This is a genomic window from Brasilonema sp. UFV-L1 (assembly GCF_012912105.1).
Taxonomy (GTDB): domain Bacteria; phylum Cyanobacteriota; class Cyanobacteriia; order Cyanobacteriales; family Nostocaceae; genus Brasilonema.
Genome location: NZ_QMEA01000189.1, coordinates 1 through 10,842 on the forward strand (window position 1 = coordinate 1; position 10,842 = coordinate 10,842).

The 10,842-nt window shown below is 42.8% G+C and carries 12 protein-coding genes, 1 tRNA gene and 1 pseudogene; 11 read left to right on the plus strand and 3 right to left on the minus strand.

The window, feature by feature from the left end; translation table 11 throughout:
- The coding region (locus DP117_RS35720) for a hypothetical protein (protein ID WP_211176450.1) at positions 1–194 on the plus strand (194 nt) is incomplete at its 5' end.
- Positions 195–275: 81 nt separating this feature from the next.
- Here DP117_RS35720 and DP117_RS31260 read toward each other — a convergent pair.
- A tRNA-Val gene (locus tag DP117_RS31260) sits at positions 276–347 on the minus strand.
- Between the two features lie 363 nt (positions 348–710).
- Between DP117_RS31260 and DP117_RS31265 the strand changes: the two are divergent.
- The 8 genes and pseudogenes from DP117_RS31265 to DP117_RS31300 form a co-directional block, all read left to right on the plus strand.
- Positions 711–1,181: pseudogene (locus DP117_RS31265) on the plus strand (chorismate-binding protein); the annotation flags it as partial.
- Positions 1,181–1,333, plus strand: a complete 153-nt coding sequence (locus DP117_RS31270) for a hypothetical protein (RefSeq protein ID WP_169222081.1) — start codon at positions 1,181–1,183, stop codon at positions 1,331–1,333. The pseudogene DP117_RS31265 and the gene DP117_RS31270, both read left to right, overlap by 1 nt.
- Positions 1,334–1,643: 310 nt before the next feature.
- Entirely contained in the window at positions 1,644–1,925 is a 282-nt protein-coding gene (gene pipX / locus DP117_RS31275) for a transcriptional coactivator PipX (RefSeq protein ID WP_169222082.1), read from the plus strand.
- On the plus strand, positions 1,922–2,593 hold the full coding sequence (locus DP117_RS31280; protein WP_169222083.1) for a YggS family pyridoxal phosphate-dependent enzyme: 672 nt from the start codon (positions 1,922–1,924) through the stop codon (positions 2,591–2,593). Before pipX ends, DP117_RS31280 begins: the two co-directional genes overlap by 4 nt.
- Before the next feature lie 415 nt (positions 2,594–3,008).
- A complete protein-coding gene (locus tag DP117_RS31285) occupies positions 3,009–3,602 on the plus strand; it encodes a cell division protein SepF (protein WP_169222084.1) in 594 nt (197 codons plus the stop codon).
- Between the two features lie 106 nt (positions 3,603–3,708).
- Positions 3,709–4,521 carry a pyrroline-5-carboxylate reductase gene (gene proC / locus DP117_RS31290; RefSeq protein ID WP_169222085.1) on the plus strand — a complete coding sequence of 271 codons (813 nt, stop codon included), beginning with the start codon at positions 3,709–3,711 and terminating at the stop codon, positions 4,519–4,521.
- Between the two features lie 87 nt (positions 4,522–4,608).
- Positions 4,609–7,281, plus strand: coding sequence for an RNA helicase (locus DP117_RS31295; protein WP_169222086.1), 2,673 nt, complete (start codon positions 4,609–4,611; stop codon positions 7,279–7,281).
- Positions 7,282–8,151: 870 nt separating this feature from the next.
- Positions 8,152–8,568 carry a heavy metal-responsive transcriptional regulator gene (locus DP117_RS31300; RefSeq protein ID WP_169222087.1) on the plus strand — a complete coding sequence of 139 codons (417 nt, stop codon included), beginning with the start codon at positions 8,152–8,154 and terminating at the stop codon, positions 8,566–8,568.
- 86 nt (positions 8,569–8,654) lie between these two features.
- Here the strand turns inward: DP117_RS31300 and DP117_RS31305 are convergent, their stop codons facing one another.
- On the minus strand, positions 8,655–9,170 hold the full coding sequence (locus DP117_RS31305) for a pentapeptide repeat-containing protein (RefSeq protein WP_169222088.1): 516 nt from the start codon (positions 9,168–9,170) through the stop codon (positions 8,655–8,657).
- 14 nt (positions 9,171–9,184) lie between these two features.
- Between DP117_RS31305 and DP117_RS31310 the strand changes: the two genes are divergently transcribed.
- Positions 9,185–9,736 (plus strand): YraN family protein, encoded by a 552-nt coding sequence (locus tag DP117_RS31310; protein WP_169222089.1) that lies wholly within the window; start codon positions 9,185–9,187, stop codon positions 9,734–9,736.
- 40 nt (positions 9,737–9,776) lie between these two features.
- Here the strand turns inward: DP117_RS31310 and DP117_RS31315 are convergent, their stop codons facing one another.
- Positions 9,777–10,166, minus strand: a complete 390-nt coding sequence (locus tag DP117_RS31315) for a hypothetical protein (protein WP_169222091.1) — start codon at positions 10,164–10,166, stop codon at positions 9,777–9,779.
- Positions 10,167–10,400: 234 nt separating this feature from the next.
- Here DP117_RS31315 and DP117_RS31320 point away from each other — a divergent pair.
- Positions 10,401–10,842 (plus strand): S-adenosylmethionine:tRNA ribosyltransferase-isomerase (locus tag DP117_RS31320; protein WP_169222090.1); only part of this gene is annotated, 442 nt, incomplete at its 3' end.

The window sequence follows — 10,842 nt, forward strand, 5'->3', positions numbered from 1 at the left end:
TAGCTAGTGGTAGGTGTTATGTAACGGAATTAGCAGACCAAATACGAACAGTAGTACTAGTGACTCATGCTACAGCAAATATTGAAGTGTGCGATCGCACAACTTTTCTGGGTCGAGGTGGTAAACTGTGCTACTTTGGACCACCTCAAAAGGCGCTGCATTTCTTTGAAATGCCTTTTGGTCACCGGACTTAAACCCAAACGTTTGTCTAGCGCCCCAGAGAGGCTAGATGCATTCTTTACTGATAACTGATAACTGAATAACTGTTAAATCAATGGGCGATACTGGATTTGAACCAGTGACCCCTTCCGTGTGAAGGAAGTGCGCTACCACTGTGCTAATCGCCCAATCCCATCTAGAATAACATAAGTAGCAGTAAATTCCAAGGTACAACAACGGAATGAAGACATAAGGATTTCAGAATTTACAGTTGCACGCTCCCATGTACAAAATATCGTAAAGTGGTTTGACACAAGGCGCAAAAGATAAAAAAGTTGTCAGGGGTTTGAGTTGTTAAGTCTTGTGTTCACTTGAAGCAAAAACCGCTATGATAGGAAGTTTTAAGGGACATGGCTATTTGTGTCGAGTCCGATGTGTATCTGGCTTATAAACACTATGAGCAAGCTGAGCAAGCCTTAGCATCGGCGATCGCCTGTTTGGAGCATCGTCCTTGTTTGCCCAAACGGTTTCCTCTAGGCATCTTTTCTCAAGTAGATTTAGAATGCAATGATTTAAGGCGAGTGTGTGAATGGGGAACTGTTGCTGGGGATGAATTGCTAATAATTGAAGGTTACCGCCACGTTATGCACCTTGTCAGCAACATCAAAGGTAGCTTAAAATCTGATTGCAATGCCGTTGGCTTGATTCGCGCCATGTTAAGCGGTGGCATAGTCATAGCTTCCCTCAAAGTCCGCTACATGGAAACAATTGATGAACTAGAACCAATGCGGCGTAGTTTGTTTTATGCTTCCTGCAGCTATTTAGATTGGCAGGGTAACTTAGATTTAAATCCCTTGAGCCTTACTTTCCCACTGACTTGCTCTACAGAGGAAGACGAGGCGACAAGGATAACAAAAAGGAACTCTCTTGCGTTTGCCAATCTCACCACTCTCCACTTCCGTACGGACGCAACGTCTTGCGCTTCCATAGCTCTCATTTTTTATTTCAGAGCTATTCACTAATGAACGGTAGTTTGTACACTCCAGGAAACCCCAACGAACACTTGCAACAAAAGCGGTACGACGGCGACGCCCGTCGCTACCCGACACAACAGATCTACCCCCTAGGGGAGCTACGTGAAATCACTGTAGCCCGCAGCAAGCCCTATGGCTGACGCTACGCCTTATGGCTATCGGGTATGCCTGAGCCTTCGGCACAGCTTCCCTCAACGGCACGCCTGCAGCGAACTGACACGCTTTGCGAACGACGAACGCAGTCGCCTCTGTGTGTCGGGAAAGCCGTCATTCGCGCTGTCTCACCGCTTTGCGGCTACAATCGTCTACAACCGGAATCCCCAAAGGCACCGTTTTCTCCTAATTTTGGGGTTTTTGGGATTTTTAGCAAAATTTTGGCGAAATGCGTCCTTCGTCGTCAAAATTTTCTCCTCAACTGCAAAAATATATATATCCATCCCTCAGTATTAAATGAACTTAGACAACTCGGAAACTTACATCAATCATCCAACTTGGGGTTTGCTCTATAGGATTTGTATGGTAGACGAGAACCAAGAGTTGTTCACAACACTGTATGCCCAACGTTTATTCTTTTTAGTAACAACGACTAATGTCAAAAATGTGAAATTTCAGCCGATTGGACGCACTGAGGCTAGAATGATGATTGAAAATCGCCTGCGTAGTTTGCGTCGTACAGGACAATCTCAGGAGTACGATCAGCTTCAGAGTGTTTTCCAACGCACCTTCCAATGAGCAGTTCGATTCGTGAACGTATTATTACCATTCGTTCCTCTTTACCAGATTCAGTCCGGTTAATTGCTGTTACTAAGCAAGTCTCTGCCGAAATCATACGCTGTGCTTACGCTGTAGGAATTCGGGATTTTGGCGAGAGTCGCATCCAAGAAGCAGCTAGCAAACAAGTGCAGTTACAAGACTACCCTGATATCACCTGGCACTTTATTGGACATTTGCAAAGCAACAAAGCCAGAAAAGCCATTGAACAATTTCAGTGGATTCATTCTGTAGATAATTTACAGCTTGCCCAACGCTTAAACCAATTGGCACAAGAGTTAAAAATGAGTCCTCAGGTTTGTCTGCAAGTCAAAATACGATCCGATCCAAACAAGTCGGGTTGGAGCACATCACAACTTTTGGCTGACTTACCTGCTCTAGCTCAGTGCAAAAATTTACAAATTCAGGGCTTAATGACAATTCCGCCTTTAGGATTAAATGATTCAGAAATTATTGATGTATTTAATAGTACCAGTAAATTAGCAAAAGAAATCCAAGCACAAAACTGGTCTAATGTTCAAATGCAACACCTGTCAATGGGTATGTCAGGGGATTATAAGCTGGCAATCCAAGCAGGTGCAACAATGGTCAGATTAGGAACCATCTTGTTCGGAGAGCGTTCTATCTAAATATTCATGCAAAGAGCAGTAAGTACGTACTTTTGCTCTTTTTTTGGCTTAAAAAGGACATTATGTACTGAAAAAAACGGCTCTTTAACTCTCCGGAAAATTTTGTCGAGACAAACTTCATCAGACACTGGTTCAATCGGTGACAAAGGATATAGTATTGACAAAAGTAAAAATCAATGGAATCTGAGAAAAAAACAACTTCTCCAAAGCAACGGGTTAAGATATAATCTTGACTCATTGTTACCTAAAAAACATATACAGACCTTCTAGAAGCCTTTGTTCCAACGAAATCCTTTAGTAGATAGAACAAACAGCGATAGAACGGCTGAATTCTCTGCCCTTTACGAGGGTAAAAATTGATGAAATCAGTTTTTGCCATATCAGTTAAAGTTAAGCGGCCCTAGGAGCGCAAACCATGAATAATATATTTTCCAAACTGAGAGATTTCGTCGGTCTAAATGAGCAAGTAGAATACGAGTACTATGAGGAAGAACCAGATACACAAAGTTATCAAAATCTGTATCAGGAACAAAGTACTCAACAACCAGCACCACAAGAACCTCCAGCTCAAAATCGACGCTGGCGCGAACCCATGAATACAATGGGAGGAGACGTAACGGCAGGGTCAAAGCCCATGAGTAATGTTATTGGTATGCCAGGAGCAATAAATGGAATCTCAGAAGTTTTGGTGCTAGAACCACGCACCTTCGAAGAAATGCCCCAGGCGATTCAAGCATTGCGAGAGCGTAAATCAGTAGTATTAAATTTAACAATAATGGATCCAGATCAAGCGCAACGAGCAGTGGATTTTGTCGCAGGTGGTACTTACGCGCTTGATGGACACCAAGAACGTATCGGCGAAAGTATATTTTTGTTTACACCAAGCTGTGTGCAAGTCAGCACTCAGTCTGGAGTTCTTCATGAAGTTCCTCAACACCCAGTACGTCCCTCACGTCCTGTCGGACCAAATCCAGCTTGGGGAAATGAAGTTAACAGAATGGCACAATAAACGTAAATTAGTGATTAGTCCTTTGTCCTTTGTCCTTTGTCATTTGGCTTGATACTAATGACAAATGACGAATGACTAATGACAAATAACGAATGACTAATGACTAATGACTACTAAATTCGGTTTGATTGGTGGCGGGGTTATGGGAGAAGCGCTCCTATCCCGCCTTATTGCTCGTAAAATTTATCAACCATCACAAGTGCTAGTCAGTGAACCACAAACCTCACGCCAAGGTTTTTTAGAAGATCAATACGGTGTGAATGTGACAGCTGATAATCGTCTGGTGTTCACACCAACAACAGAAGTCGTGTTTTTGGCAGTGAAACCTCAAGTGTTTAGTGCGATCGCCCAAGAATTGGCAGATGTCATCACCACAGGTTTAAAGCCACTGGTGATATCCATCTTGGCAGGCGTGACATTAAATCAGTTAGAAGCCGCTTTTCCCCACTTCCCAGTCATTCGAGCAATGCCTAATACCCCAGCAACTGTGGGGGCAGGAATGACCGCCATCTGTCCAGGTGCATATACCAAAGCAAACCACCATGAAACCGCAAAACTACTTTTTTCAGCGCTGGGAGAAGTTGTAGAAGTTTCAGAAAACTTGATGGATGCGGTCACAGGATTATCAGGATCTGGTCCAGCATACGTCGCACTGCTTGTAGAAGCACTTGCTGATGGAGGAGTCGCAGCAGGTTTACCCAGGGCAATAGCCAATCAACTTGCCTTGCAAACTGTTTTAGGAGCAGCCAAGCTGCTGCATGAAACAAAAATACACCCAGCAGAACTCAAAGACCGCGTAACTAGTCCAGGTGGTACTACAATTGCTGGTATTGCTCAATTAGAGCGAGCAGGGTTTCGCTCAGCTTTAATAGAAGCTGTCAAAGCAGCAACAGCCCGCTCACAAGAATTGGGAAAATAGTCAAAGAACTAATGACTCATAACTAATAACTAAGTTGACAAAAGAGTCGTTAATATAGTAAACAGTTTTGGTTGCAAATGTGATTGAGTGAATTACCCTGCGCTGTCTCCAGAACTTGAACCAAGTTCGATATTTCCGTTTGAATTGGATCAGTTCCAGAAGGATGCGATCGCGTCGTTGAATGCTGGACGTTCCGTTGTTGTGTGTGCGCCTACAGGTTCAGGCAAAACATTGGTGGGGGAATACGCCATATATCGCGCTTTATCGCGCGCAAAAAGAGTATTTTACACCACTCCCCTCAAGGCGCTCTCTAATCAGAAACTACGTGACTTTCGCGAAAAATTCGGCTTTGACAATGTTGGACTCTTAACTGGAGATGCCTCAATTAACCGAGATGCATCGATTCTAGTGATGACCACAGAAATTTTCCGGAATATGCTCTATGGCACACCTATCGGGCAAATTGGCATTTCATTAGTAGATGTTGAGGCAGTGGTGCTAGATGAGTGCCACTATATGAACGATCGCCAACGGGGAACAGTTTGGGAAGAGTCCATTATTTATTGTCCCCGTGAAGTTCAACTTGCCGCCCTCTCAGCGACTGTTGCCAATAGTGATGAGCTGACCGATTGGTTAAACCAAGTTCATGGTCCTACCGACCTTATATACTCTGACTATCGCCCAGTTCCTTTAGAATTTCATTTTGGCAACACCAAAGGATTATTTCCTCTGCTCAATGATGACAAGACCCACATTAATCACCGCTTGCAGAAGAAGAGGAAAAAAGGAGATAAACAAAAGAGCAGAGCTCATATTAAAGCAGAAGCTCCCAGCACTATTGACGTTCTAAGCCAGCTACAGGAACGGGATATGCTGCCAGCAATTTACTTTATCTTCAGTCGCCGGGGATGTGATAAAGCGGTGGCGGAGGTGGGTGATATGTGGCTAGTGAATTCGGAAGAATCGCAGCAATTGCGTTGGCAAATTGACGAATTTTTAACCCGTAATCCTGAAGCCGGACGTTCTGGACACATTGGACCGCTTTACCGAGGAATCGCCGCGCACCATGCTGGAATTTTACCTGCGTGGAAAGTTCTTGTCGAAGAACTGTTTCAACAGGGGTTAATTAAAGTTGTATTTGCTACCGAAACTTTGGCAGCGGGAATTAATATGCCAGCCCGGACAACGGTCATTTCCACACTTTCTAAGCGTACTGATAGCGGACATCGCCTGTTAAATGCTTCCGAATTTTTACAAATGGCAGGTAGAGCCGGCCGCCGGGGAATGGATGAACGAGGTCATGTGGTGACGTTGCAAACTCCTTTTGAAGGAGCCAAAGAAGCAGCGTACTTGGCAACATCCCAAGCAGACCCTCTTGTTAGTCAATTTACACCAAGTTACGGTATGGTGTTAAACTTACTGCAAACCCACACTTTGGAAGAAGCCAAAGAACTCATAGAACGTAGTTTTGGGCAGTACTTAGCAAACTTGCAGCTACGACCGCAGCACGAGTACATAAGTCATTTACAAACACAACTTGCTCAACTTCAAGCGCAAATCGCTGCTATTGACGAAAAAGAACTGGCTGTTTACGAGAAATTACGGCAACGCTTGCGAGTAGAACGCCAGCTTTTGAAAACGCTGCAAGAGCAAGCTCAAGAAGCCCGACAAGCAGAACTGGGAATGATGTTGGACTTCGCAGTGTCGGGAACACTTTTGAGTCTCAAGAGTAAAAACTTTACAATGCCCGCACCCGTAACAGCAGTGTTAGTAGGGAAAACCTTAGGTTCTAGTCAAACTTGTTACTTGGTATGCTTGGGGCGAGATAACCGTTGGTATGTAGCGACAGCCTCTGATGTTGTAGATTTGTTTGCAGAACTACCGCGAATTGATCTGCCTGCTGACTTGCTACCACCACCAGAAATGCCTTTGAAACGCGGACAGTCACTTATTGGTAATCAGGAAACAGCAGCAATCACTCAACAAATTCCTGAACCGAGCGAAACTGTATTTATGGCGCAAGAAGTTGTAGAACAAATTCGTCGCGTGAGTGCTATTCAAGAGCAATTAGAAAATCATCCCCTGCATCAATCAGGCAATGGTGCTAATATCTTCAAACGCAGAACACAAGTTGCTGAACTCGAAGCCGAAATTCAACAAATACAGGCACAAGTCGAGCAACAGTCTCAACGCCATTGGGAAGAGTTTCTCAATCTGATTAAAATTTTACAGCACTTTGAATGTTTGGATAATCTTGTTCCCACGCGACTAGGACAAATTGCCGCAGCCATTCGAGGAGAAAATGAGTTGTGGTTGGGTTTAGCACTTGAGCATGGAGAATTGGATAATTTAGATCCACACCATTTAGCAGCGGCGATCGCCGCTTTAGTGACAGAAACCCCACGTCCAGATAGCATGGTTCGCTTTGATCTCAGTGAAGAAGTGGCAGAAGCTTTATCAACATTGCGGGGGATTCGTCGTAAGATGTTCCAACTGCAACGTCGTTATGATGTCGCTTTACCGATATGGTTAGAGTTTGAGTTAATCGCCCTAGTGGAACAGTGGGCGCTGGGTATGGAATGGGTAGAACTTTGTGAAAATACGAGTTTGGATGAAGGTGATGTGGTGCGAATTTTACGCCGGACGTTAGATTTACTATCGCAAATTCCCCACGTACCCCATCTCTCAGAATCCTTACTGCGCAATGCCCAACGCGCTATGCAGCTGATTGATAGGTTCCCAGTGAATGAGGTAGGATGATAAATTAATCAATTTTGGATGCGTGGATTTATTCTACAGTTGAAACTAGTACAACGCGGCAGAAATAAAGCTACTATCCACTCATGAGTAAAGAGCTTGTGATGTAAGCTTTTTGATTCTTGTAAGCGCAGGGCGCACGCTCTTAGCGTGAGGAAACCCAACTAAACCAGATAAATGTTGGGTTTTGCTACGCTCTACCTAACCTACACTTCAAGAAAGTTTTTATCAGGAATACTAAGAATTATTCATATTCTTTTTAATGAATAAGTGTATAATTACACCATTTCAATTACTTATAAAAGTTATACTAGCTTTTAGGTTCTACCTGGGAATTACGTAAGAAGTGGCAAAGCCACTTCTTTTTCTAATAGGTAAAGCTAAAGATAAAGTCCTCTCAAAAATGCAGGACTTACACAAAAACTCTTCTTAACTGAGATCTTGCACCATTCTCAACAAGACCAAAAAACCGGGTTTCTTAACGAAAAATCAAGGTTTCTAGATTGTATGAGTTGCAAGAAACCCGGTTTTTGAAGCTGGTGCAAGATCTGAGTTAACCTCTTTTCTATGCGCGCTTGGCGCACGGGATCCGAACTTGTCCAAAGACTGGGCCAAGCCACTGAAGGTTTTTCCATAACTTTGCTTAAGTCCTAAAATGAAGTCTGTTCCTGATCACTCAAACAACACAGCTACACCGACTAGGTTCACCGATACATGCTACCAAAAATTTAGTCTTTGATAGCCTATGTAAAGAAGTTTTGCGCATGAGTAAACTAGCAGTAGTGATGGTTTCTCAAAATTCAGGAGATAAAAATATTTATGATTTTAGATATCAAAAGACATATAAATACTGTATAATTAGGGAATTTTACCATGTTAACTCAAGAGAAAAAATTGCTTTTAATTGGTCAGGTTACAGCTTTGAGTGGAATTCCTATTAGGACAATTCGCTATTACGAAAGTTTGGGTTTAATTCAGTCTATCGGACGAACAGAGGGAGGGTTTCGCCAGTTTTCATCAAATGTGTTAACCCGTCTTTCGTTTATTAAACGTGCTCAAAGCTTAGGTTTGAGTTTGCAAGAAATTGGTGAAATTCTTGAAGTTTATGATAAAGGAAAACCTGCCTGTGATGAAATTCATCACAAGCTGAAAGATAAGATATCAGAAATTGATAGACAAATTGAACAGTTATTGACCTTGCGGGAGGAATTGAGACAATTACTGTCCGGATGGGACAGTTTATCCACAAAGCCGCAAGAGACGATATGTCCCATCATTCAGAACAATTGAACAGCTGATTACGGGGGTTAAAGCCGTTTGTGTCGCGTTGTTTTCATGCTCTGGTGTTTGTCATGTCACTTAAACTACCGACAAAATTACGGACAAAACAAGGTATCGCGGGTATCGCGTCCTGTGGTTGGATTGGTACCTTTGGCGATTTTGCACAATTGCTCTTGTTCATATGTACGAAGCAGCACATCGGTAAAATCTGCTCCGTCAATAATAGCGCCATCAAATCTGGCGTTAAAAGCAGAAGCACCCTCCAACACTGCATTTGTCAAATTTGCTTTCCTGAAAAGAGCCGAGTCTAAAATAGCATTTGTAAGATCAGCTGCTTCGAGATTTGCTGATTCCAGCTTTGCAGAAAACATACTGACGCCACGTAAATTAGCGTGGCTAAAGTTACTGTTGCGCAGGTTAGTTTGATTAAAGCTGGAGTCTGTCAAGTCACGTCCTGAGAAATCAGCCTCTATCAAAGTTTCCTTATTGTAGTCAAGTGCTAAAGCTTCTGGAGCAAAACTTGTAAAACCCACAGGGGCTATGATGCAAATGACAACCCAAAGTAAGAAACTAAGTATGTTTACCCAAATTTGATTGCTTAACTTACTCATTGTACTTTTTACCAATGGCAGACCATTCTCCATATCATTATCTCGATATAGGTATCGCAGGAGAAGACCTAGTAGCCCAATGGTTACAATCCAATGGTTGGGTGATTTTGCATCGTCGGTGGCGTTACCGTAACGGAGAAATTGATATCATTGCCCAATATGCTGGACAACAGGAGACGAGGAAACAAGGAGAAACAAGAGTGAGTAAGCCAGAGAGTAGTGATAACACAAGGGAAACTTTTCTAACTCCCTCACTTTCCTCATCTCCAATACTGGCATTTGTTGAAGTTAAAACTCGCAGCCCAAACAATTGGGATGCGGGGGGAAGAAACGCCATTACGAAACACAAGCAAGCAAAACTCTGTCAGACATCCTTGATGTTCTTAGCTAAATATCCTGAGAAGGCAAACTACCCTTGCCAATTTGATGTTGCGATTGTGCATTGTCAGCAAATGTCACAAGGGTTAGCTGCGCTTACAATTTCTGAACAAGCCATAGCCACTCTATCAGTGGGTGAATATCTATTGATGCTACAAGAGTATATTCCAGCGGCTTTTGATACTTAAGTCTGTGCCGTAATATAGCAAGTTATATAAATCAAAGGCATTACGCTAGTGTCTCTGGACAATAGCCCAACCCTTTGACAAACTGTTGCCGGAACGCCTCTATTTCCTCTTTTTCTGGGTTACCATGAGAGACAATGGCTACTTGGTAGCGACGCATCACATCAACTGGAGACTGTCCTGCTTCCAAACTCCAAAACGCCATTTGTACCCGCATTTGCGGCTCGTAGCGAATTCCTAATTCACTGAAGAAAGCCCGAATATTACCATCTTCTTGAGGTGAGAGGTGATGTTTTAGTTTAACTCTAACCACCCAACCATCTATCTGATGAATGACGGTGACGAACGAAACAGGTATTTGGGGTTTGCCGTGCAAGAATTGAACAACTCTTAGAGTTAGACTGGCATTTGCCAGGTAATACAAGTATTCCATCTTGGTGCTTGGGATCAAAGCCAATCCTACACTTTTATTATTGGTATAAAGACCCTATTACCCGCTAGGGTAAAAGCCCCCGTTTTTGGATAGGGAGGTTTACCCAATTCTCATACAGGTGTTTCCATGTTATTCAACAGCATTCGATAGCAAGGTTGGGAAAATAAATAAAATGGGGATCACCGATTTCCCAGAAAGAAAAGCTAAACCATTATTAAACTAGTCGAAAAATAAATGCAGCAACAACAAGTAAAAAGCAATTTAAACACACTATCTAGCTATAACAAACCAGACTTGGAATTAGATGATTGTCTTTCTGGATATAACTATGAATTACCTCAAGAACTTATAGCCCAAAACCCAATTGTTCCAAGAGATCATTCTAAGCTTTTGGTAGTAAATTCTTTGAGTACAGGTGTAGAAACGGCACCTATGCACTGTATTTTCCGAAATTTGCCAGAGCTACTAAACCCAGGGGATTTACTGATAATGAATAATACTAAAGTTATCCCTGCACGTTTGTATGGTTGTAAATCTACTGGTGCGGAAGTAGAGGTGTTGCTGTTAGAAGAACGTCAGCATAACTGTTGGTTAGCTTTAGTTAAGCCAGGAAAACGCTTCATACGGGGAGCGAAGATTATTTTTGAAGCAAGGGGAGTAGGGAGAGTTGGGGGAG